The sequence below is a fragment of the Fusibacillus kribbianus genome (genome assembly GCF_030053595.1).
Classification (GTDB): Bacteria; Bacillota; Clostridia; order Lachnospirales; family Lachnospiraceae; genus Lientehia; species Lientehia kribbiana.
This window is the reverse complement of the sequence record NZ_JASGBQ010000001.1, coordinates 274883-298415: the sequence shown is the minus strand read 5'-3', so window position 1 is coordinate 298415 and position 23533 is coordinate 274883. Positions and strand designations below refer to the sequence as shown.

General features: G+C 49.6%; 17 protein-coding genes. 13 read left to right on the top strand and 4 right to left on the bottom strand.

All coding sequences use genetic code 11. From position 1 onward, the window contains the following. Positions 1–71 precede the first annotated feature (71 nt). Positions 72–1301: a DUF5050 domain-containing protein gene (locus tag QJ036_RS01435; RefSeq protein WP_283229643.1), complete on the top strand. Its 1230-nt coding sequence runs from the start codon at positions 72–74 to the stop codon at positions 1299–1301. On the opposite strand, the gene QJ036_RS01430 is transcribed toward QJ036_RS01435, so the two are convergent. Then, on the bottom strand, positions 1288–2745 hold the full coding sequence (locus QJ036_RS01430; protein ID WP_283229642.1) for a hypothetical protein: 1458 nt from the start codon (positions 2743–2745) through the stop codon (positions 1288–1290). The genes QJ036_RS01435 and QJ036_RS01430 overlap by 14 nt on opposite strands. Before the next feature lie 197 nt (positions 2746–2942). Between QJ036_RS01430 and QJ036_RS01425 the strand changes: the two genes are divergently transcribed. The 4 genes from QJ036_RS01425 (at position 2943) to QJ036_RS01410 (ending at position 10180) form a co-directional block, all read left to right on the top strand. After that, complete coding sequence (locus tag QJ036_RS01425; RefSeq protein ID WP_283229641.1) at positions 2943–3755, top strand: FHA domain-containing protein; 813 nt, start codon at positions 2943–2945, stop codon at positions 3753–3755. A 4-nt stretch (positions 3756–3759) separates the two neighbouring features. Next, a complete protein-coding gene (locus QJ036_RS01420; protein ID WP_283229640.1) occupies positions 3760–6378 on the top strand; it encodes a serine/threonine protein kinase in 2619 nt (872 codons plus the stop codon). Next, positions 6365–9352, top strand: a complete 2988-nt coding sequence (locus tag QJ036_RS01415) for a serine/threonine protein kinase (protein WP_283229639.1) — start codon at positions 6365–6367, stop codon at positions 9350–9352. Before QJ036_RS01420 ends, QJ036_RS01415 begins: the two co-directional genes overlap by 14 nt. A gap of 120 nt (positions 9353–9472) precedes the next feature. Continuing rightward, a complete protein-coding gene (locus QJ036_RS01410; protein ID WP_283229638.1) occupies positions 9473–10180 on the top strand; it encodes a LytR/AlgR family response regulator transcription factor in 708 nt (235 codons plus the stop codon). Positions 10181–10223: 43 nt separating this feature from the next. Here the strand turns inward: QJ036_RS01410 and QJ036_RS01405 are convergent, their stop codons facing one another. After that, the gene (locus QJ036_RS01405; RefSeq protein WP_283229637.1) at positions 10224–11249 is read right to left on the bottom strand and encodes an FHA domain-containing protein; all 1026 of its coding nucleotides are present in this window, start codon (positions 11247–11249) and stop codon (positions 10224–10226) included. Positions 11250–11472: 223 nt separating this feature from the next. Here QJ036_RS01405 and QJ036_RS01400 point away from each other — a divergent pair, with 223 nt between their 5' ends. Genes QJ036_RS01400 through QJ036_RS01390 form a run of 3 tightly spaced genes read left to right on the top strand, consistent with a single transcriptional unit; the run spans position 11473 to position 13567 of the window. Further along, on the top strand, positions 11473–12012 hold the full coding sequence (locus QJ036_RS01400) for an FHA domain-containing protein (RefSeq protein ID WP_283229636.1): 540 nt from the start codon (positions 11473–11475) through the stop codon (positions 12010–12012). Further along, complete coding sequence (locus tag QJ036_RS01395; RefSeq protein ID WP_283229635.1) at positions 12000–12806, top strand: PP2C family protein-serine/threonine phosphatase; 807 nt, start codon at positions 12000–12002, stop codon at positions 12804–12806. Before QJ036_RS01400 ends, QJ036_RS01395 begins: the two co-directional genes overlap by 13 nt. A 59-nt stretch (positions 12807–12865) precedes the next feature. Continuing rightward, on the top strand, positions 12866–13567 hold the full coding sequence (locus tag QJ036_RS01390; protein ID WP_283229634.1) for an FHA domain-containing protein: 702 nt from the start codon (positions 12866–12868) through the stop codon (positions 13565–13567). 31 nt (positions 13568–13598) lie between these two features. Here the strand turns inward: QJ036_RS01390 and QJ036_RS01385 are convergent, their stop codons facing one another. Next, a complete protein-coding gene (locus tag QJ036_RS01385; RefSeq protein ID WP_283229633.1) occupies positions 13599–14918 on the bottom strand; it encodes a replication-associated recombination protein A in 1320 nt (439 codons plus the stop codon). 209 nt (positions 14919–15127) lie between these two features. On the opposite strand from QJ036_RS01385, the gene QJ036_RS01380 reads away from it, so the two are divergent. From QJ036_RS01380 to QJ036_RS01370, 3 genes are read left to right on the top strand one after another with little or no spacing between them, the layout of a single operon-like run. Further along, complete coding sequence (locus QJ036_RS01380; protein ID WP_283229632.1) at positions 15128–16339, top strand: MFS transporter; 1212 nt, start codon at positions 15128–15130, stop codon at positions 16337–16339. Further along, a complete protein-coding gene (locus QJ036_RS01375) occupies positions 16329–17111 on the top strand; it encodes a tRNA threonylcarbamoyladenosine dehydratase (protein ID WP_283229631.1) in 783 nt (260 codons plus the stop codon). The genes QJ036_RS01380 and QJ036_RS01375 overlap by 11 nt, the downstream gene beginning before the upstream one ends. 13 nt (positions 17112–17124) lie before the next feature. Beyond that, positions 17125–17991, top strand: a complete 867-nt coding sequence (locus QJ036_RS01370; RefSeq protein ID WP_283229630.1) for a LicD family protein — start codon at positions 17125–17127, stop codon at positions 17989–17991. A gap of 3 nt (positions 17992–17994) precedes the next feature. Here the strand turns inward: QJ036_RS01370 and QJ036_RS01365 are convergent, their stop codons facing one another. Continuing rightward, the gene (locus tag QJ036_RS01365; RefSeq protein ID WP_283229629.1) at positions 17995–18537 is read right to left on the bottom strand and encodes an HD domain-containing protein; all 543 of its coding nucleotides are present in this window, start codon (positions 18535–18537) and stop codon (positions 17995–17997) included. Between the two features lie 185 nt (positions 18538–18722). Here QJ036_RS01365 and QJ036_RS01360 point away from each other — a divergent pair, with 185 nt between their 5' ends. Both QJ036_RS01360 and QJ036_RS01355 read left to right on the top strand, forming a co-directional pair. Further along, the gene (locus tag QJ036_RS01360) at positions 18723–22250 is read left to right on the top strand and encodes a DUF5717 family protein (protein WP_283229628.1); all 3528 of its coding nucleotides are present in this window, start codon (positions 18723–18725) and stop codon (positions 22248–22250) included. Between the two features lie 15 nt (positions 22251–22265). Then, entirely contained in the window at positions 22266–23528 is a 1263-nt protein-coding gene (locus tag QJ036_RS01355) for a DUF5716 family protein (protein WP_283229627.1), read from the top strand. Positions 23529–23533: the final 5 nt, after the last annotated feature.

Genomic DNA, 23533 nt, shown 5'->3' with positions numbered 1-23533 from the left:
ATTTATGACAATTTGTCCTCTGGCCTTTTTTCTGCATTTATAATACAGAAAAAAGAACGGAGGATATTTTTATGGAAAAAAATATAAAAATTCTGCTGTCGGCAGCTGTTTCGGCGGCAGCCCTGTTTATGATCGCCGGCGGCCTGATCTGGCATGAGGCGCCCGCATCCGGGAAGCAGCAGACAGGGATAAAATACGGGACAGGAACGGTGCTGCCTGAGACATTACAGGAAGCTGAGCCGGGGGAGACCCGGACCGATATTTCTGAAAACAGGACGGAGGAGCAGGCTGATACGGACGACAGTGGGGAGGACGAGGAACGGATACAGAACGATACCTCGGCAGGACAGTGGATGATGTCCAACGCGGTAGAACAGAATGGGTACCTGTTCTATTATAACTGGTCAGAGGATTCTATCATTCGGATGGATCTGTCTTCAGGAGAACAGAAAACACTGATCGCTCCGGATGAGGAGAGGCAGCCCTGTTCCGCGATGCTGGCGACAGAGCAGTATCTGTATGTGGAGATCAATTATCCTGCCCTTATCGTGATCGAGCAGTATACCTTTGACGGGGAGCGGATCGGGCGGCTCGTGAAATCAGGTGCGTCATGGGCGATTTATGAAGAGGGGTATCTGTATTATTCTGTCGGATCTGCCAAGGATAAGAATTTATACCGGGTCAGAACAGAAGCCGGCAGTGAGCCGGAGCTTATAAACGACTATGTGGAAGACGGGATTTTCCAGATACACGGGGAAAAGATCTATTATGTGGGCGAAGGAACAAAATTTTCCAGAATGGAAAAGGACGGAAGCGGACAGGAAATCCTGGATTCAGACGGCGGTTACTATGCCAACTGGGATTTTGAATATGGAGATTTTAATGACGGCTGCCTGTATTATACAGATACTCCTGATTATCAGTATTATAAATGGGATATGAAGACAGGGATGAAAGAGCCTGTGTCCCTGCACACACCGGATCTGGGCTATACGGCTGCCGGCGGATTCTTTATCGGAGATACAATGGTTCATTATATTTATGATAATCAGAACGGGATCTGGGGATATGATCCGAAGACGGGAGAGGACAGGTGTATTGTGGCAGAGAGCGCAGAAGAAGGACGAAACGAAGAGATCAAGCTCCTGCGGATCCCCGGCGCCACAAGAATTTACTATACATGGTCTGTTTACGACAATGTAAATATAAAATGGGACGATTACCTTTGTGCAGTTGATCTGGACGGGACAGAGCCCGTTTCCTATGGAAATATTTTCATCATCGGCGTTACGAATGACTGACAGCAGAATCAGCAGAAAGCAGGCTGTCCAGGGCTTCCAGGGTTTCATCCTTGCTTAGCAGGTATTCACTTTTGGGCAGATACAGGATGAAATCCAGGAAAGCACTGCCGATCAGAGATTCGTCTATATGGATATTGTAAAAGTTTTCGGAAGCGTCATTTTCCTGAAGGGTGAAAATATCAAGACGGCGGTGCTCTGAAATACAAAAGCTTAAATTGGAGGGCAGAACGAAAAGCTGGTCATTGACAAGACGGCCCATGATCCTGTCATCAGCAATGTCATCTCTCAGCTGTTTTAAAAGAGTCTTCCGTTCCTCCATCGTGCAGGGAGAGACAAGCTGACGGGGAATATCACAGAAAATACCGTTTTCCATGAAAGCGGAGATTCCCTTTTTTGTAAAAAAAGTATAGTAGTGTTCACGGATCTCATGGAGAACAGAAAAACGCTGAATGCTTTTTTCTACAAGTTCCTGATAGAAGGGAAGCTCCTTCCGCAGCCTCCGGGCAATCAGGGAAGGTGTATAAAACCGTCCCAGACAGGGCTGGGGCATAAATGTATAATAGGAATTTTCTGAAGTGCCGGCTGAGTAGGCTTCCAGGATCTCAAAAGGTGTCTTCTGGAAACGGATCAGAGGGCGGCACTGCTCCAGAGTACGGCTGAAAAATGTCCGGTAATACTGTAATATTTCAGAATGGGTAACACACATAACTGTTTCATAATCTCTTTCAATGCACAGAAGGCAGGAAGAAGTCAGCAGGTAATAGGGAAAGGGGGTCGTGATATCGCGCGCTCCTTCATAATAGAACCAGGAAGAATACTGGGTCCCTGCTGACAGGGAAAGAGAAAGTACATCTGCCAGGATCTCAATCCCTGCAGGTGCTCCGTGCTCCCGGTCAGAAGGATAGGGCATAATATGAGTTACCTGCAGACGGGTATTGTATTGTTGGAAAATCGTATAGATATACTGGAGAAAAAATCCGTTGTCGGCAGGAATATTAGTCAGGGTCTCAGGCTTATCTGCCCCCAGCTCCTGATCAACGGCCTGGCGGATCATGGAACGGACAGCAAATTTGCCGGAATAAAGCTGCTGGTTTTTAAGGGCAGGAAAAGCTTCCAGTCTGGGAAAGTCCAAACGCTTTTCCGGTTCAATGAAAGGGGGCTGTTCAGCCAGTGTCTTTAAAAGCCGGACGATCTGTTTCCTGGTTTCAAATACAGTTTCCCCCTGAAGGGACATATTCATATATTCGAAAAATATTTCCGTTTCATGGGGAGAAAGACGAAGATATTCCACCAGCTTTTGGGCAGATTTATAGGAGAGGATCCGCTCTCCGGTCATGGCCTTATGGATGGAGGTCCGCTCCACGTGGGCGCCCCGGGCAAGTGTGGAAATGGGTTCTCCATTCCGGTTGATCAGATATTCCAGATAATCGCTGAATTTTGACATGACAGACTCCTTTTTGATTCTGTTTTGCGGTTTGGATTCCAATAATGGTGTGCGCTCTGGGTATTGGAACTATAATTTAGTATAGCATAAGAATTTTTAGGCTTTTTAAACTTTTTTTGACAAAACCCCGGCAATTTTAGACAAAATCAGATGAGGTTTTTTGTCGGTCCTATAATGTAGAAAAAAGGAGAATGGTTATGAAAAAAAATGGAAGATACATAGCGGCGGGATTTATTTTCCTGGGAATTATATTTCTGTTTTTCCCGCTGGATGGTGTAAATAAATATACGGTCATGGATCTGCTGGCTCTCTGGAAAACAGAAAAAACAATCCTGGCAGTCTGGTTGTGTGCTGCGGCCGCAGCCCTGGCGGGAGCCGTACTTTCAGAATGTTTTGGAAAAGAAAAGATCAGCCTGGCGGTTTCCCTTGTTTTCCAGGGAATCGATTTCATCAGTATTCCCATTCTGGCAGGAATATCGGCAGGGGAATTTGCGCTTCCCGGAATCGGCGGGATGGGAGCGATGGTCTGTCTGCTGGTTTCGGCAGTCCTGACGGGAACAGTCCTTTATCAATATGAGCCGGAGATGGAAGCAAACGGTCAAAAGCATTTCGACCGGAACCCTGCCGGGCAGCAGAATTTTTCCCAGAACCCGGCCGGAGCTTATGGATACCAGAGGCAGCCGCAGGCGAACCCGTGCCAGGGAGCACTGTATATTTACTGCGGACCCTTTGAAGGCTCCGTGATTCCCATCAGACATATGGAGTCAGTCAATGTGGGAAGGGATGCTTCTTCCTGCAATCTGGTGCTGGAGGGGAAGGCTGTAAGCCGGAGACATTGTACGGTTACCTATAATGCGGTAAATCATACGTATCTGCTTTTGGATACCTCCTCCAACGGCACTTATCTGGAGGGTGGACAAAGGATACCGAAGAATTATGCTGTGGAACTGAGACCGGGCACGGCTTTTTATCTGGGAATGCCGGAGAATCGGTTTAAACTGGGAGAATAATCATATGTTCGATATTGAATGCCTGTGCAAAGGCTGTATGCGGCAGATGGACAGACCTCAGCGGTTCTGTCCCAGCTGTGGCTATGACAATGAAAAAACAGAAAAAAGAAGCTCCAAATGTCTGCCGGAAAATACGATCCTCAACGGCAGATATCTGATCGGACGTGTTCTGGGTGAAGGCGGATTTGGTATCACTTATCTGGCCTTTGATCTGGCGGAGGAAACTCCGGCTGCTGTCAAGGAGTATTTTCCTGTGGGGCTGGCTGCCAGGGATATGTCGGTCTCTTCCGGTGAGGATCTGACCGTCATGGACGGAGAACAGGGAATCTACTACAGGAACGGTCTGAAAAGCTTTGCAAAGGAAGGACAGAACCTGGCCCATTTTAAGAAGCTTCCCGGAATCGTCACGGCGAGAGATTTTTTCTTTGCCAATGAGACGGCATATCTGGTGATGGATTATATCGAGGGCCAGAGTCTGAAGCAGTACATGCAGTGGTATCAGACAAATAATGAGAATGGTGCGCCCATGGATTACCAGGTGGCGCTGGCATTTCTCAAACCGGTCATATCCTCACTGGCTGAGATTCATAAGACCGGGCTTATTCACCGGGATATCAGTCCGGACAATATCCTTGTGGATAAGAACGGCAATGTGACCCTGATCGACTTTGGCGCAGCCAGGGCAGGTGTCATGGGAGAAGAGATGAAGAGCATGACCATTATGGTGAAGCATGGCTATGCGCCGGAGGAGCAGTACCGTACCCATGGCAAACAGGGTCCCTGGACGGATGTATATGCCCTGAGTGCAACCCTGTACCACATGATTTCAGGCAGACTGCCGGAGGACGGTGTGGAGCGTCTTTATCAGGATAATATGGTGCCTTTAAAACAGCTTACCTTGTCGGAGACAGTTCCTGCGGAAATTTCTGATGTGATCGAAAAGGGAATGGCGGTCCGGGCGAAAGACCGTTACCGGACCATGGAAGAGCTGTCCGCTGCCCTGGAGAATGCAGAAAAAATCCGGGATGAGAGAGAGGCCCGTCTGGAGGAGGAAAAGAAGGCTGAAGAGGCCCGCCTGAAGGAGAAAAAGAAGGCTGAAGAGACCCGCCTGAAGGAGGAAAAGAAAGCTGAAGGAGCCTGCCTGGAGGCTGAGAGGAAGAAAGAAGAACAGCGCCGGGCAGAAGAGAAAAGGCTCGAGGAACAGAGAAGGAAAAAGATCCAGGAGAAAAGGACTGAGGAACAGAGACAAAAAGCGACTCAGGAGAAAGCACGAAAGGAAAGGGAAGAAAAAAGCAGGGCAGAGGAACAGGAAAGGAAGAAGAAAATCAAGATATTCATTTTTGTATGTCTGTCCCTGGTTCTGGTTATGGTGTTCATGGGAAGGATGTTTGGTCCGCAAAGCAGAAAAACTCCTTCAGAGACAGAGACGGTATCCGGGCAGACGGAGGAGATCAGCGAAACGGAAGAGACCCGGACAGAATATGCTTCTGTTGGGGAGAGTATCCCCTTTTCTAAGAATTTCCCGCTGAGCTTTAATGATATCATGAAAATATGGCCGGGGGCAGGATTCGATTATTCTGTCTGCATGGAGATATTGAAGCATACTATTGCTGAGACTTACGGATTGGATTACGATGAGACAACAACAACGGATGATTTTGAAAAGCGGGGAATTCCGCTTACCATTTATGATCGTGAAGATGAGTGGGTCTATATATCAGATGATCAGACAGAGGAAGAGCTGTATATTCAGTGGAATGAGGCGGATGAAGCAATAGATTATATTCATTTGTCGTTCGATCCGAAGCTTCCTCTGGAGCAGGGAAGGGACCTGATGGGTTTTATTGACCAGTCTATTCGAAATACCTATACATCAGAAGAATACATAATAGCAGAAGAGATCAGTGTGGATGCTTCGTCCTGTCAGTGGCATGTAGAACGGGTGGATGGAATTGCAGCCAGCTACTATTTTCTGGAGAGAGATCAGAATCTGGAAGGAAAGGAAAGTTGGGTCCTTATGATTGTAGGTGATATGCAGACGGAATCGGACCAGCCAGAATCAGAAGATATAACCATTCCTTTTTCGGGGAATTTTCCAGTGGAGCTGACGGAGATCCTTTCCATTTATCCGGGAATGGATTATGAAACAGTACAGAATGAGTTCGATATGGCATTTCAGAATTACGATGGAGAGCTTCTTGTTTCGGCGAAGGCGGGAGATAAGCTGATCAGAGCGGAAACGCCCCAGAACGGGCTGAAAATGATGATATATAAATTTTCTGTGGGAGTGTGGGTTTCAGAAATCTATCTTTACTTTGGCCCTCAGTTCACAGAGGAAGACGGAGAAATGCTGTGTGAGCTTATTCAGGAAACACTTTACGGGTGCGGATGGGATGTTTCCCTCAGTTATGGACCGTTAAAAAGGCTGGAGGATCTGGGAGCTGTCGATGATTCAGGAGAAGGGCTTATGGGATATGAGGGATACGACGGATATCAAACCGTTTATGATCTTACATATGTAGAAGGGGAAGGACAGAGCGAATGGGTGTTGGCGGTTTACCAGTTCAGTATTACAGACCGGGAGCTGCTTTGGGCGAGGATGAAGCGAAATGGTGAATATTGATTGTTTATGTAAAGGCTGTATGCGGCTTCTGGACAGTCCGGGAGGGTGCTGCCCGGTATGTGGTTATGACAATACTCAGACGGAAATGAGGAATGCAAGATGTCTGCCGGAGCAGACGATCTTAAACGGCAGATATCTGATCGGACGGGTGCTGGGCGAGGGAGGCTTCGGCATCACCTATCTGGCCTTTGATCTGGCGGAGGAGCATCCTGTCGCCATAAAGGAGTATTTTCCCGTTGGTCTGGCGGCCAGGGATATGAGTACATCTTTGGACGAAAGGATCCTTGTCATGCCGGGAGAGCAGGGAGTCCATTACAGGAACGGCCTGAAGGGCTTTGCAAAGGAAGGACAGAACCTGGCCCATTTTGAAAAGCTTCCCGGAATCGTCACGGCGAGAGATTTTTTCTTTGCCAATGAGACTGCATATCTGGTAATGGATTATGTGGAGGGCCAGAGCCTGAAGCAGTACATGCAGTGGTATCAGAAAAATAATAAAAATGGTGCGCCCATGGATTATCCTGTGGCTTTGGAGTTTTTAAAGCCTGTCATGTCATCCCTGGCTGAGATCCATAAAGCGGGACTTATCCATCGTGATATCAGTCCCGACAATATCCTTGTGGATAAGAACGGCAATGTGACTCTGATCGATTTCGGGGCAGCCAGGGCTGACGTGGGAAATGAATTCCGCAGCATGACGGTCATGGTAAAGCATGGTTATGCGCCGGAGGAACAGTACAGAAGCCATGGAAAGCAGGGACCCTGGACGGATGTGTACGCCCTGTGCGCCACTTTGTACCATATGATTTCCGGTATCCTTCCGATGGATGCAGTGGAGCGGCTGTACCGGGATGAAATGATTCCTTTAAAAAATCTGAAGCTTCCTGTTCCGGTACCGGAGGAAATCTCTGATATCATTGAAAAAGGAATGGCTGTCCGGGCGGAGAACCGTTATCATTCCATGGAGGAATTGTGCAGCGATATCAACCGGGCGGAGGAGAGACAGCTGGAAAAAGAAGAGCGAGAGAAGCTGGAAGCGGAAAGAAAAGCAAAAGAGGAAGCCCGGCTGGAAGCAGAGCGGCAGGCGGAAGAAGCCAGAAGAGAAGCCATCCGGAAAGAGCGGGAGGAGGCAGAACGGAAGGCGGAAAAGCTTCGGAAGGAAAAGCAGGAGCAGGAAAGGAAAGAGAGAGAAGAAGAAAAGAGAAAGAGAGAGGAAGCACTCAGGGAAGAGGAAGAGAAAAGACAGCAGGAGGAAGAGAAAAGACAGCGGGAAGAAAAAAGAATTGAGGATAAGAAAAGAGAACCGGCAGAAGGAGAGAAGAAGTGTTTCCGCCGATATGGGTTTTATGGGAAAACAGCAGTATGCCTGGGTCTTATCAATATGATCTGGCTGATCCGTTCTTCTTCTTATGACTGTCAGCCCTTTGCCTGGGCGACCGGACTGCTTCCCATAGAACTGGCTGCTTTTCATGCGGCGGCAGGAGCGGCAGCTCTTCTGATCCTCATTTTTGGAAAAAAAGGAAAGGGATATGGGGGACTGGTGTTTCCTCTCCTGATCGGAATCCAGGGAGTTCTGATCGGGAACAAGGTTTTTTTAAATGTTTTTTTTGTTAAGTTTCATTCGCTCTATCGTTTATACTGGACCAGATTCTGCATGGCAGTGATCCTTTGCGGCAGTTTTTCCATCCTGGCGGCACTCAGGAAGAAACGGAAGCAGCAGAAAATGGCGGTGTGCTGTGAAGCTGCGGCGATCCTGCTTGTGATTGTCGGAATAGTTCTGAATTTCCGGTTCTTTGGTGTGTATTTGAAGTATGGGAAAGGGCTGGAAGGATATCAGTTTTACTATACCTTTTTCCTTCCGGCGGCTGTGATCCTGGAATTTGCAGGGGCCTGGTCTGCCTGTATCTCCTGTCTGAAGGAGGGAAGAGAAAAAGGCAGAAGATCAGGAGCTTTGTGGGTGTTGGTGAAGCTGGCACCGCCTCTTATCGCAGCGTTTGCAGTTTTTACTGTCAGGGCATGCGCAGCCAATGAACTGCCCGGGCAGATAGCCGGAATCGTTGAGTATACACTTGAAGAAACCTGGTCAGGAGCACGAAACCGCCTGGGAGAGACGAAGACCTTCTATCATTCCGATTCGGATATTGCTTTTGAATGGAAATATCAGGTGTCTGAATGGGAAGATAAATGGATAAGTGCTTCCGCAGACGGCGTAGAATATAAAAAATATCCTGCCAATATTTATGTGGGAAATATGACGGGGGATACCTGCTATTACCTTCCGCTGGATGCATATGGATATCAGTTCGGCGAGGAAGGCGCGGAATATGGAGACAACTGGACGGCAGACGTTTCCATGGGCAGTACGTTCCTGTTTTGGGCCGGCAGCGGCCTGAAGGATAAGATCGCAGCGGAGCTGATACAGATGCTGGAAAGAAGGCATCTTGTTTCGGAAAAAAATCTTTTACGCAATGATGAGCTCTCATTTAACACGACAGAATTGACTTTGTATGACAAAACAGAAGTCCGACTTTCTTCCCAGGATCCAATGAGGATCAGTCTTCATATAGAACATATCCCGGCTGTGGAGACGGATATTTCCAATCCGGAGCTTTCTGTCGGGGAATTGATCGGATATCTTGCTTCCTCCTGGGGCACAGAGCAGCATTTTGATACAGAAGCCTGCCAATGTCTGGAACTTCAGGGCTATGTATTCCTGACAGGTGATGGTTATTCTGCTGTCATTGATGACGGCCGCGTACCATTTTCTTCCGGGACCATTGGAAAAGAGGCGGAGATCGGCCTGGAAGCTCTTTCCTATGAAGAGTTGGAGGAAGTCCTGATGGAATATTTCGGCCCTGTCTGGGACGAGAGTGAATCCTGTAAACGTTTTTCCGCAGATGGAGAATGCTTTCTGGAACTTAGCAGGATCACAGAGAACGAGAGCGGAACCGTTTATAGAATACGTTACACGGATTAAATGTGACAAAATAGAGGAAAAAAATGTCACAAATTATGTCACACACTTTTTTGACAGATGATTTTGCTATACTGAAAGAGAGCAAGGGGAAATGAAAGTATTAAGAAAGAGTGTGAAAAGGTGTTAAGGGTAGCAATTTGTGATTCTGATATCCGGTATCAGAAACAGACAGCGAACATTCTCTTTCATACATTGTTTGATGTGGAGGATGTTCGCTTTACTTTTTATGAGTCGGGAGCCCGGCTGACCCGGGATATCATGGAAGAAAAGTTTCACCAGGATCTTCTGGTGTTCGACCTTGTTCTTCCGGGAAGTAATGGCCTGAGGATTCTGGAGCTTATCCGCAATCAGGGCCTGGCAGTGGATGTTATTGTTCAGACAGAGGCAATAGAGCTGGCTCTTTACGGTTATCGTTTTCATGTCTTTGATTTTATTGCGAAGCCGGTGTCCGTGCAGGTTGCTGAACAGGTACTTAACCGGTATATCAGAGAAAAACTCCATCCGGCTGAGGAGTTTCTGCAGTTTTCCATTCAAGGCTGCAAACAGAGACTGCGGCTTAAAAACGTACAGTTTTTTGAGAGCCGGGTGAGGAAGATCGCAGCTGTTATGGAAAACGAAACAGTGGAATTTTATCGGAAAATGGATGAGTTATGGAAAGAAGTAGAAGACAAGGGCTTCCTCAGATGCCATCAGAGCTATATTGTCAATAAAAACTATGTGATGGGACTGTCCGCCGGAGAGCTGATCCTCTTCAATAAAAAGACAGTTCCTGTCAGCAGACGGTATGCCGGTGCGGTCAGAGAAGCACTGGAGGAGAAACATATATAAAAAATTCCGTAATCCCCGGTGGGGGATACGGAATTTTTGACTTTTACAGTCCGGTTATTTCAAAAGTCTGAGGCAGATTTCCGAAAAATACGGTACAGGGAAGGGAATACTCCGCTGGAGTTCCGGCAGGAAGTCTGGTTCCATCAGATAAATAAGTGCCATTGGAAGAAAAGTCAGTAATGCGTACTTTTCCGGGCGTGTCAGTACAGAGGATGGAACAGTGCAGACGGCTGATTTCCGGGGAAGAAAAAATCAGATTTACCTGTTCCGGATCCGTTCCCAGGATCAGATGCTCCTTTTGTTTCAACTGAAATTCGGCTCCCTCGTATTCACCCCGGACACAGCGTATTTTCAGAGAAGCGGGTTTTTGCGGATAAGAAACTGCAGGTGCCGGAGCGGGACGGTTCTGCGGCTGTCTGTATGCCTGCCGGGGTGTGGTTCCTGCAGCAGGCTGTCTGTGTACAGTGGTATGCGGCGCCGGATCGAACGCGTGGTATGACATATAATACAGGAAGGCAATGGCGGCAAAGATCATGATGAACTGGAAATATACGCCAAATGCCGCGAGCATGGACGCAAAAGCATCGAGGACCGCAAAGGAAGAAAAACCCAGGAAGAAATAAGTATAGGAAACTGCAAAAGCCATGATCATTTCGCCGGTGAAAAGCCTGCGGCCTCTGAGAAAGAGGCTGGCCACGGCAGCTCCTGCCAGGGCGGCAAGAAACAGAAGGATAAGACCGCTGCCATCACCGCCGTAGCCGGCCAGAGAAAAAAGCTGATAACCGTTCAGAGTCCCGAACCCGTAAGACAGGAAAGGAAGGAACAGAAAAGCCGCCAGCATAACTGCCCAGAAACCGGCAAATACTCCGAAAGAAAAGCGGGGCTGGTAATTTTCAGGAAGCTGCCTGCCGACCAGGACTGCACCGATGATCCAGGGAATGATCAGAATAGACAGAAGACCGGTCACTGCGGTGATTCCGATCAGCCGGTTGTTTTTCAGTTTAACAGCGCCCATTACAGGGGCAAAAGAAATCAACAGGAACATAATAAATAACAGAAAGCGCAGCATAGGAAAATCCCTCCTGAATTGATGATTTGAATTCTTGTTTTCATTATAACAGAGCAGAATAAGCGATAAAGATTTTGGCAGTTTTAACTGCTCTTTTGTTGTTTTTAGGCGAAAATGTTAAAAATGACAAATTACCCTGTAAAAACAGCAAACTCGTATGGATAAGCGTTCATCTGTTAGAATAAAACAAACCAGTATTTATTTTAGAGGGATGGATATATTTATGAAAATTGCACGTTGTCATGCGGGGCATTTTTATGACAGTGAAAAATATAAAGAATGTCCATTTTGCCGGCAGGAGCCCCGGACAAAGAATCCGGCTGTGCGTACAGATATGTCTTCTTATACGAGATGGGAAGAGGCAGCCCGGGCGGCAGATGAGAACAGGACCGTCATGGATTCTGAATCGGAGGGACTGCTTACTCATATGTATGTGACGGGATGGCTTGTATGTGTGGAGGGTCCGGAGCAGGGGCGGGACTACAGGCTCCGTTATGGATTCAATCAGATCGGCCGCAGCCATCGGATGGATGTCTGTATTTTTGAAGATGATGGGATCACACGGGGCGTTCACTGCAGTGTTGTTTATGAAAAAAGGAAAAACCAGTTTCTTCTTGTACCGGGTCAGGGAACTCTGACCTGGAAGGATGGAGTGCTTGTAGATCAGCCGGCGGAATTATTGACCGGCGACCGGTTTAAGATCGGAGAAACAGTTCTGGAATTTATTGCGTTTTGCAGGGATGATGTCAAATGGGAGAAGTAATTACTGAAAATCTGTTCCGGGTACGGGAGCTTCCGCCAAATCTGAGTGCTTCTGCAGTCAGTGTGACCGGCACCAGGTCTTACCAGGAAGACTGTCTCATGTATCAGGTTCTGGATGATGGTGTGCTGGGGGTCGTCTGTGACGGGATGGGAGGCCTTGCCCATGGGGAACGATCCAGTGCCTGTGCAGTGGACGGGTTATCTCAGTATTTTCTGGAGAGACCAAGAGGCGAAATTCCCATGTCGCGTTACTGGGAAGAAGCGATACGCAGCCTGGATGAAACCGTAGCGGAGCTTAAGGATAAAAATGGACAGCCTTTAGGGGGAGGAACGACCCTGGCTGCAGTTTTTATTCAGGGAAACTGTATGACCTATGCGGCAGCCGGAGACAGTATGATCTATCTTTTACGGAACGGCAGCCTGAAACGGCTCGTCAGGATGCATAATTACAGACTTCTGCTGGAGCAGAGGCTTGCTGCCGGAGAGATTTCTTCTGACGAATATGAAAAAGGATTATCGGATGGAGAGGCGTTGATCACTTATCTTGGCATGAAGGGGATTGAAGTGTGGGACTGCCCGGATGAGCCGCTTTTGTTGGAGGACAATGACCGGATACTGCTTTGCAGCGACGGATTATATAAGGGACTTTCTGAAGTGCAGATCCGAAAGACCATGGAAATGTGTCCGGAGTTTGAGAAAACGGCTCTGGAGCTTATACGTGCAGTGTTTTGCGGGCCGCCCCAAAGGCTGGATAATATTTCCGTTTTATGTTTTCTGTACAAAGAGAGTGACTGACTAAACCGGCGGAGGTTTACACGAAATAGAATTTGGAAGAAATGGAAGGAGAATCAGATATGAAATTAGTACAATGCAGCAATGGACATTATTATGACAGCAGCAAATTTTCTGCCTGTCCGTATTGTTCAGATAAGATGAACGGTCCGGGATACACGATGCCCCTTAATCAGCAGGCCGCACAGGCTGCAGCGCCTCAGACTGCAGCACCGCAGGCATCTCCTGAGGCAGAAGCACCGGTGCCTGAAATGGATGCAGAGGCTTCTGCTTCTCCGATCTCACAGGAAAGTCCGGTTCAGCCGATCTCTGAGCAGTGGAGACCGCAGATGAATCAGGCAGGGTTCTGGCAGGTCGGTGAGGATGATAATAAAACGGTCAGCTATTATTCCAGGACGATCGGCACGGAGCCGGTGGTCGGTTATCTGATTGCCATAGAGGGCGCCTATTTCGGAGAGGGCTTTAAGCTGAAGACCGGGCGGAATTTCATCGGACGTTCTCCGGAAATGGATATCCAGCTCAGTCAGGATTTCAGCGTTTCCCGGAGAAAACATGCAGTTGTGATCTATGAACCCAAGAGCAGAATGTTCATTGCACAGCCGGGAGAATCCAGAGAGCTTTTCTATATCAACGATGAAGTGGTGTTGAATAATGTGGTTATGAAACCTTATGACATTCTGACTATAGGAGAGACAAGGCTTCTCCTCCTTCCGTTGTGCGGAGAAAAATTCAGCTGGGACGATCTGAAGAAAGAGGAAAAATAAAGAAAAAGGCCATCGGCCTTTTTTCTTTTCTTCAATCCTTTTTTAACCGGTTGAGCCAGTCTTTGATCTTTTTTTCATACCCCATTTCTGTAGGCTCATAAAAGGTGGTTCCCAGAATTTCATCAGGCAGATACTGCTGTTTCACATAGTGATCGGGATAGTCATGGGCATATTTGTAATCCAGGCCATGGCCCAGCTTTGCTGCTCCCTTGTAATGGGAATCCTTAAGGTGGGGCGGGACGGTTTTGATCTTTTCGGAACGGACCCGATCCAGGGCGGCATCAATAGCCAGATAGCTGGCATTGCTCTTGGGGGCGGAGGCCACATAGATGGCAGCCTGGGCCAGCGGGATCCTGGCCTCCGGCATGCCGACCCGTTCCACGATCTGGGCGGCAGCCGCAGCCACCTGGATGGCCTGGGGATCTGCATTTCCCACATCCTCACTGGCACAGATCATGATACGCCGGGCAATGAATTTGATGTCCTCTCCGGCATAAAGCATCCGCGCCAGATAATAGACGGCCGCATCCGGGTCGGAGCCGCGCATGCTCTTGATAAAAGCGGAGATGGTGTCGTAGTGGTTGTCTCCTGTTTTATCATACTGGATGGCCCGCTTCTGGATGCACTCCTGGGCCACGTCGAGAGTGATGTGGATCTGTCCGTCCTCACTGCGGGGAGTGGAGAGAGCACCAAGCTCCAGGGCGTTCAGTGCACTTCTGGCATCCCCTCCGCAGATGTCGGCGAGAAAGTCCAGGGCAGCCTCGTCTGCCGTTGCCGAAAGGCCGCCGAGACCGCGGCTCTTGTCGTTCATGGCACGGATCAGAAGCTCCTTCACATCCTCTTTTGTAAGACTTTCCAGCCGGAAGATAATGGACCTGGAAATGAGAGCGCTGTTCACCTCAAAATACGGATTTTCCGTGGTGGCACCGATGAGGATGACGGTGCCGTCCTCCACGAAGGGAAGGAGGTAATCCTGCTGTCCTTTATTGAAGCGGTGGATCTCATCGATAAACAGGATGGTCTTTCGGCCGAACATACCCAGGCTGTCCTTCGCTTTGGCAACGACCTCCTCCATATCCTTTTTGCCGGCGGAGGTGGCGTTGATCTGCATGAAGTCAGCCTTCGTGGTGGCGGCGATGACCTTGGCAATGGTGGTCTTACCTGTCCCGGGAGGGCCGTACAGGATGATGGAGCTCAGCTTGTCAGCAGCAATGGCCCGGTAAAGGAGCGTGCCCTTTCCGATGATGTGCTTCTGACCCACGATCTCCTCCAGGGAGGCGGGGCGCATCCTGGCAGCCAGCGGAGCTTCCTTTTCCTGATTTGTTTCCCTCATATAATCAAATAAATCCATAAAAATCTCCGTTCTGCCGACCTGGCGGCTGGAAGAATCAATATCAAACATACGTTCCTGGATTTCTATTATAACTGCTGCAGCTTCCGGTGACAAGAGGCACAGAGAAAATTTTCGGAAAAATGGCGGTGGAAAAAAGTATGTATTCGTGATAGGATGGTCGTAGATACGGCATCGCAGAACGCCGGAGAAAGCAGGAGTACGGAATCATGATGAAACGGATCAGAAACAGCTACGGTCATACCATTTATGCCAGCTATATCGGATATATCACACAGGCGGTGGTAAATAATTTTGCACCGCTTCTTTTTCTCACCTTTGCGGGGAGCTTTTCTCTGAGTCTGGAAAAGATCACGCTGATCACCACTGCCAATTTTCTGATCCAGCTATGTGTGGACTTTTTGTCGGCGAAATTCATTGACAGGATCGGATATCGGGTCTCCATTGTGGCGGCCCACCTGTTTGCGGCGGCAGGACTGGTTGGACTGGCCGTATTTCCTGCCCTTTTCGGGAACGCGTATGCGGGTCTTCTGACTGCAGTGGTCCTTTACGCCGTCGGCGGCGGTATCATTGAGGTGCTTATAAGCCCTATCGTAGAATCCTGTCCCACAGAGAAAAAAGAGGCGGCCATGAGCCTTCTCCATTCCTTTTACTGCTGGGGCCATGTGCTTCTGGTGGTGGTCTGTACCGGATTTTTCCGGATCTTCGGAATTGAAAACTGGAGGGTACTGGCCTGCCTTTGGGCCGTGATTCCGTTGGTAAATGCCTTTTATTTTCTGTTTGTCCCCATTTATCCGGTGACCGGGGAGCATGAAAAAATGTCCTTTGGCTCCCTCTTTCGGGAAAAGCTGTTCTGGCTTTTTATCGTGGTCATGGTCTGTGCCGGAGCCTCAGAGCAGGCCATGAGTCAGTGGGTTTCGGCTTTTGCAGAATCAGCCCTCCATGTGTCGAAAACGGTGGGAGATTTGGCGGGACCCTGTGCCTTTGCCGTTTTGATGGGAACAGCCCGGGCTCTTTATGGGAAATTCAGCGAAAAGATTCCCCTTCGAAGCTTCATGGCGGGGAGCGCAGTCCTCTGCATTGGCTGCTATGTGCTGGCGTCCTGCACGAAAAATCCCATGGTGGGCCTTCTGGGCTGTGCACTCTGCGGATTTTCTGTGGGAATTTTCTGGCCGGGAACCTTCAGTATGGCATCGGCAGCACTGCCGGGCGGCGGAACGGCCATGTTTGCCTTTATGGCCCTGGCCGGAGATCTGGGCTGCTCTTCCGGCCCCACTCTGGTGGGAATGGTGGCGGAGGCGGCAGGCGGAGATCTGAAGACAGGACTTCTTGCGGCCGTGGGATTTCCGATCCTGATTCTATGCGGAATTTTTCTGCTGGGAAAATACAGAAGGAGGGAGATAACGGATCATGCTGCATGAATTTTCCAGAACGGAGCTTTTGTTGGGAAAAGACGGAATGGAGCGTCTGAAAAACAGCCGTGTGACCGTTTTCGGCATCGGCGGTGTGGGGTCTCACTGCATTGAAGCCCTGGCCAGGAGCGGTGTGGGTCATCTGACTCTCGTGGACAATGATACGGTGTCTGTCACCAACATCAATCGTCAGAGCATTGCTCTCCACAGTACCGTGGGTCTCCATAAAACGAAGGTCATGAAGGAAAAGCTTCTGGACATCAATCCGGAAATCAGCATTTCTCTTCATGAGCAGTTTGTGCTTCCGGAAAATGCTGAAGTTTTTTTTGAGGAAAAACCGGATTTTATCGTGGATGCCATTGATACGGTATCGGCGAAAATAGCTCTGGCAGTTCTGGCAGAGGAATATCAGGTTCCCATCATCAGCTGCATGGGAACAGGGAATAAACTGGATCCGTCTGCCTTTGAGATCGCGGATATTTACGACACGAAGGTCTGCCCTCTCTGTCGTGTCATGCGGCGGGAGTTGAAGAAACGGGGCGTAAAGGGACTTACGGTCCTTTATTCCAGAGAAGAGCCGGTCTCCTGCGGAAAAAGGGTAGAGCTGTCCGGCAGAGGAGCCTCTGCTGAGACTGAGACGAAGGGAACCGCGGGCCGTCCGGTGCCGGGAAGCATTGCCTTTGTGCCTCCGGTGGCGGGGCTTATGATGGCAGCCTATGTGATCCGGCGGCTGGTTCGTCCGGAATCACAGAGAGGGGCAGAAAATCAGTTATACGGATAAATGGAGGAATACGATGAGCAGCAGATTTTATGAACCGGAAACGCTGAAGAGGGTGCAGCAGACGGAGCTTCAGATCCTGAAGGATTTTATGGCGGTATGCGACGAAGCCGGGCTTCGCTATTTCGGCATCGCGGGCACTGGGATCGGAGCTATCCGCCACAGGAGCTTCATTCCCTGGGACGACGATATTGACGTAGCCATGCCCCGGAAGGACTTTGACAGAGCCATGGAGCTTGTGCAGGAAAAGCTTTCGGACAAGTATTATATTCTCAATGCAGAGACGGATCCCAATTATCCGCTGATGACTACCAGACTCTGCAAAAAGGGGACTGTATTCCGGGAGGAGGCCCTGAAGGATGTGGACTGTGAGCTGGGCATTTTCCTTGACCTGTACGCCTATGATAATCTGGCGGACGGTAAATTTGCCTACAGCAGGCAGGTGTGGTCTGCCTGGTTCTGGAGTAAGCTCCTGATTCTGAGAACCATTTCTCATCCCTATATGAGTCTGACCGGCTGGAAACGGACCGCAGCTCAGGCAGTCTGCAGCTTTGTGAACGGGGCAATGAAGCTGTTTCACATTTCGCCCCGGTGGATCTACAAAAGATGCATCAGACAGTGCAGAAAATATGATGATAAAGAGACAAAAAGGATGGGCTTCCCCTGCGATACGGATCCTAACTGGAATACGGTTGAGAAGGTAAAGACTTATCCTCTCGTCAAATATCCCTTTGAGGATGTGATGTTGAATTTTCCCAATGATATTGATGGAATCCTGAGGGGGTTTTATGGGGATTACATGGAACTTCCGCCGGTGGAAAAGCGGAAGACCCACTATCCTCATGTGCTGGATTTCGGTGACGGGATCAATGTGGCGAAATAGAGGTCAGTTTTCTTCTGCGGGAATCAGACCCTCCGGTCCGAGATACAGGGTATCCAGGCATTTTTTTCCGGCTGCTGTGCGGAAGATCTTTTCGCGGACACTTTCGATGGAAGCTCTGGAATGGCCTTCTTCAAAAAGATTTACAAGAAAATCCGCTTCCACAAGGATCTGGTAATCCAGACCGTCCATGTTTTTGTAGGTGTGGTGATGACCAATCAGGTAACAGATGCGGTCTGTCTGCTCACCGGAAAAGCCGTGGGCCTCCAGAATCGGACGGGCGGCAATGGGGCCCTCCAGCTCCTGATATTTCCCGGCGGGGGATCCGTATTTTTCTTCGCTGGGCTTTATGCCGATATCGTGCATCAATGCCGTTATTTCGAGAAGAAACAGGGTATCCTCAGGGAGACCCTCGGAAAGGCCGATGTGTCTGGCAAAGGCCCACACCTTCAGAAAATGATTGATACGGAAGGTGGAACGGCTGAACCAGGAGGTCATTTCGTTCATGATGGCGGTAAACTGTTCTGTGCGGGTAATAGTCTTTGTCATGTTTGGTTCCTCCGAATGGGACCTGCAGACGAAGAGGCTGCAGATCAAAGTTTTTCTCAGCATACCACAGAAGTGGGGATACTTTAAGATGGATTTTAATTTTTTTGTCAAAAAATCGGTTTTCTAGTGCGAAGTATGTCTTTTTATGATAGAATACAGGAATAAAGGCAGGTGACACAGGGAAAATGAAGGAAAGAATCAACCGTCTCGCAAAGGGACTGATCGAATACGGCGATGTGCAGGTTTCTTTTTCTGCGGCAGAGATCGAGGGAACTGTGATTTTTGATGATAAGATGCGGGATGAGTTCCGCATTGTCTGTGAACAGGGAGGCAGTGTCAAGGGTCTGGTTTATTCCACCAACCAGAGAGTCAGCCTGTTCAGTGACAATTTTATGGGCAGAGACTGTCGGGTGATCTATGAAGTGGATGCCTCCTATGCTGAGGAGGATATCGAGGGAGAGTTTCAGATCGTATGCAGCGGCGGGGAATTCCGGATTCCCTACTGTTTCCATGTCTGCGCGGTGAATCCGGAGGGACGAAAGATAGAGTCCCTGGAGGATTTTACCGGTCTGGTAAAAGAGAATGGAGAGGAGGCTCTCAGGTTTTTTGAGTCCTCCGATTTTATAAAATGTCCGTTCATGCAGGAGGCGGGGATCCGTACGCTGTATGACGGCCTTTGGGGCAGAGGAAGCCGTCAGAATGCCCTGGAGGAATTTCTTGTGGGCACCGGAGCGAAGGAGCCTGTCCGTTTTACCGTGAGGGAGGCGGAGAAGGAGTACCAGCTTCCGGAGGAGAGCTTTTGCGATACGCTGACCGTCCAAAGGAGCGGCTGGGGATATGTTCGCCTGGAGCTTTCCTCTGACAGTGACTGGATCCAGTTTGACAGACCTGCGGTGACCGACGCCGATTTTGACGGAGATCTTTGCAGTGTACCCTATACGGTGCGTTATGACCGGCTTCATGCAGGAAAAAATTACGGAAGGATCCGTGTGAGTGGACTTTATGACGAGGCGGTGCTTCCTGTCTCGGCAGTGCTCCGCTCCAACCGTCTGTGGACCGACGGCCCTTCCTGGAAACGGGATTTCGCGAATTTTGTTTCCCTTTATTTAAAGCAGGAGGCAGGGCAGTATGAACAGAATCTGCTGCTCAACAGCATGCAGACGGCTCTTTCCAGAGCCCATGCCACAGCCAGGGTCCCTGCTGTCATCCGGCTGTATCAGGCGGATGTTTCCCTGCTTCAGGAGAAGGGGGAGCAGGCGAGGCAGTTTCTGGAGGAGGTAAAGGAGGAGGTCCTTGACAACCGGGACCGCGACCCGGCTTCCTACTGTTATTATATGTATCTCAAGGCTGAGGAGAGTAAGGATGCCGTTCAGAAGCAGACCATGGTCAAGCTTCTGAGGAGATATTATGAGGACGGAACTGCGGTGGATATGGCCTTTTATATCCTCATGAAGACCGATCCGGAGCTTATGGAGAATGACAGTCTGGCTCTTTCCAGGCTGAAGGCTCATTTCCGCAAGGGAAGCAGGAGTCCGTATCTGTACCTGGCCGTATGCCGGATCTTAAGCAGGACGCCGGAGCTTCTGCGGGTCATGGAGGATTTTGAGATCCAGAGCCTGTTTTTTGGCTGCCGGTACGGCCTTATGACGGAGGAGCTGGCAAAGGCTGCCGCTCTGCAATCTATCCAGGTGAAAAAAGGGAGGGGGCTTGCACTGCGGCTTGTCGGGAAGATCTACGAGTCGTATCCCTCCAGAGAGGCGCTGACGGCTGTCTGTGCGCTTTTGATCCGCAGCGACTGCCGGAGCAGGGAGGCCTTTTCCTGGTATGCAAAGGGCGTGGAGGAGGATGTTCATCTGACACGTCTTTATGAATATTATCTGTATGCGCTGCCGGAGGATTATGAGGGGGCTCTTCCGAGGATCATCCTTCTGTATTTCTCCTATAACCATACGCTGGATTACCGTACCCAGGCGGTGCTTTATCTGAATGTCCTTACTTATATGAAGGAGGACGAGGAGGTTTACCGGGCATATGAGGGACAGATCGAAACCTTTGCGGTGGAGCAGCTGTTCCAGAGCCATATGAACTGTGATCTGGCAAAGATCTATGACGGGATGATCTATCCGGAAATGGTGGATGAAAAGATCGCCCGCGTTCTGCCGAAGCTTCTCTATGCAAAGGAGATCCGCTGTGAAAATCCTCAGATGTGCCAGGCGGTGCTCTGCTACGAGGAGATGAAGGGAGAGACAGTGGTCACTCTGCACGGCGGCAGAGCTTACGTGCCTGTTTATCTGAAAAATGTACATGTGCTTTTCCAGGACGATTACGGAAGCCGCTACGGCAATATCGCCTATACAGCTTCGGATATGATGGAAAGTCCGGAGCTTTGCGAACGGACGGCCCAGATGTATCCTGCCCATGAGATGCTTCGGCTGTTAAAATGTCAGCAGATACTGGAAAAGAAGGAATACAGCTCAGAGGATATCGATGTCCTCAAGGATATTTCCCAGGAGGAAAATATCCACGGTCTTTACCGGAAAAAGCTGGTGTCGGAGATCGTCTCCTATTATTACCGGATGGAGGAGACCGATGCCTGCGATGAATATCTTCTGGATATTGACAAGAAGCTTTTGAACAGTGAGGACCGCCAGAAGGTTCTGGAGGCGCTGATCACGAAGGATTACTATGAGGAGGCTTACCGGATGGCTGCCCGGTACGGGTATCGGCAGCTTGGTGTCAGCCGGATCTTCAAGATGACCTCCCGAATGATTCTGAAGCGTCATTTCGAGAAGGACGTGCTTCTTCTGGAGATGGCCTGTTACTGCTTTGAAAAGGGACGCTATGACGATGTGGTCATAGAATATCTGTGCTGCCATTACAATGGCCTGAGCTCGGCCATGTACCGGGTTCTGGCGGCGGCCGCTGCCAGCCATGTGACTCTTTATGACATGCCGGAACGGCTTCTCGGGCAGATGCTGTTTGATGGTGTGCATCTGCAGCTGGACAGAGTGTTCCGTTATTATATCGAGGGAAAATCCATCGATGAGAGCCTGATCCGGGCGTACCTGGTGGTGAAGAGCAGCCGGTATTTTGAGGAAAGTGAGGCCTTTGACAGGGATGTTCTCGGATATATTGAGATTCAGGCGGAGCGCTCTGAGGTAAAAAACGGGCTGCCGGATATCTGCATGCTGGCACTTACCAAGTATTACAGCAGAGAAGACAGCCTGACCGATAAACAGATCGAACTTTGCCAGGCCATCATTGACGAGCTTTCCAGAAAACGGATCATTTTTGCCTATTATAAAAAGCTGGCGCGGTTTGTGGAGCTGCCCGGGGATCTGATGGGAAAAACCGTGATCGAATATCATGGGAAGAAAAATCAGAACCTCTGGATCCATCAGCGGATCCTTCCCGACGGCGGGGATGTGGTGGTGGAGACCATGCCCCATGTTTTCGATGGATATTTTGTAAAGTTACTCTCCCTGTTTTACGGAGAAACTCTGGAATATGAGATCTATGACGGCGGGGCGGAGCCGGTGGCCAGGGGAAGTGCAGGCTACAGCGGCGACGGAAGCCAGCCTGCCGGAAGCCGTGTGGGACGGCTGGACGGAATATTAAAGGCCCAGGCCTCAGAGGATGAGGGGCTTCAGGAAAAGATGGAGCAGTATGCCATCCGCGATGAGATGACAGAAATGCTGTTTGAATATTTGTGAGTTTGAGGTGGAAGAATGCAGGAATTACTATTGGGAATCGATATATGTGACGATTACAGCCAAATCAGTTATTTTAATCCGCAGACGCTGGATGCGGAGAATATCGGGCTGACCGATGAGGAGAGCTCCTGCATGGTTCCCACGGTCATCTGCAAGGAGAAGGGGACAGACTGCTGGTTCATCGGCGAGGAGGCTTACCGATGTGCTCTTTACGGCAAGGGGACCATGGTGGACAAGCTGGTGAAGCTGGCCGGCAAAAAGGGAACGGCGACCATTGAGGGCGTAAAATACACAGCCGATGAGCTGCTGCAGATTTTTGTGAAGCAGATCCTGTCCATTCCGTCAGCAAGACTGGGCATCGAGAAGATCGGTGCGGTCGTGTTTGCTTTTCAGAATAAGAACAGCGATCTGATGGACAGCATCATTCAGGTGACGGATGAACTGGGAATTCCCAGAGAACGGGTGCACATGGCCAATCATTCGGAAACCTACCTGTTCTACGTGATCAGCCAGAAAAAGGATCTTTGGATCAATCAGTCCTGCCTGTTTGATCTTTCGGAGACGGGGCTCCATTACTACGAGCTGAATGTGATCCGGGGCCGGAAACCGCAGGTGGTGGAGGTCAGCCATGAGGAGCTGGAGGAGGGCTTCAGCCTGGAAATTCTGGAGACAGGAGCAGGAAAGAAGCTGGGCGATACGATCCTTACCTCCTGTGCGGAGCGGCTCCTTCAGAAAAAGGTGATGACTTCGATCTTTCTCACCGGAAAGGGCTTTGAAGATAGTCAGTGGGCATCCGGCTTTTTGCGGTTTATCTGCAACAAGCGGAGAGTTTTTGCCGGAACGGGTCTTTTTGCCAGAGGAGCAGCTTATATGGCCTATGACTCCATTCAGGCGCAAAGCTCTTATCCCTATGTATGCCTCTGCGAAGGGCGGCTTGCTTCGACCATCAGTATGCAGGTGAATCATGAGGGCCGGGAAAGACAGCTGGTGTTGGCCTCGGCGGGAAGCGACTGGTATGAAGCGAAGGCTTCCGCCTCCTTCATTCTGGACAACACCAATATTCTGGAGTTTCTGGTGACACCGGTGGGAAACGGACGGCAGACGAAGCTGGCCATCCAGCTGGATGAATTTCCGGCAAGACCCAATAAGACCACGCGGGTGGAGGTCATTGCAGCTTTCCTCAGCGAGTCGAAGATCAGTATTCGGGTCATTGACCGGGGCTTTGGAGAATTCTTCCCCGGCACGGGACAGATGATAAGACAGGATTTTCAAATATAAAAGAG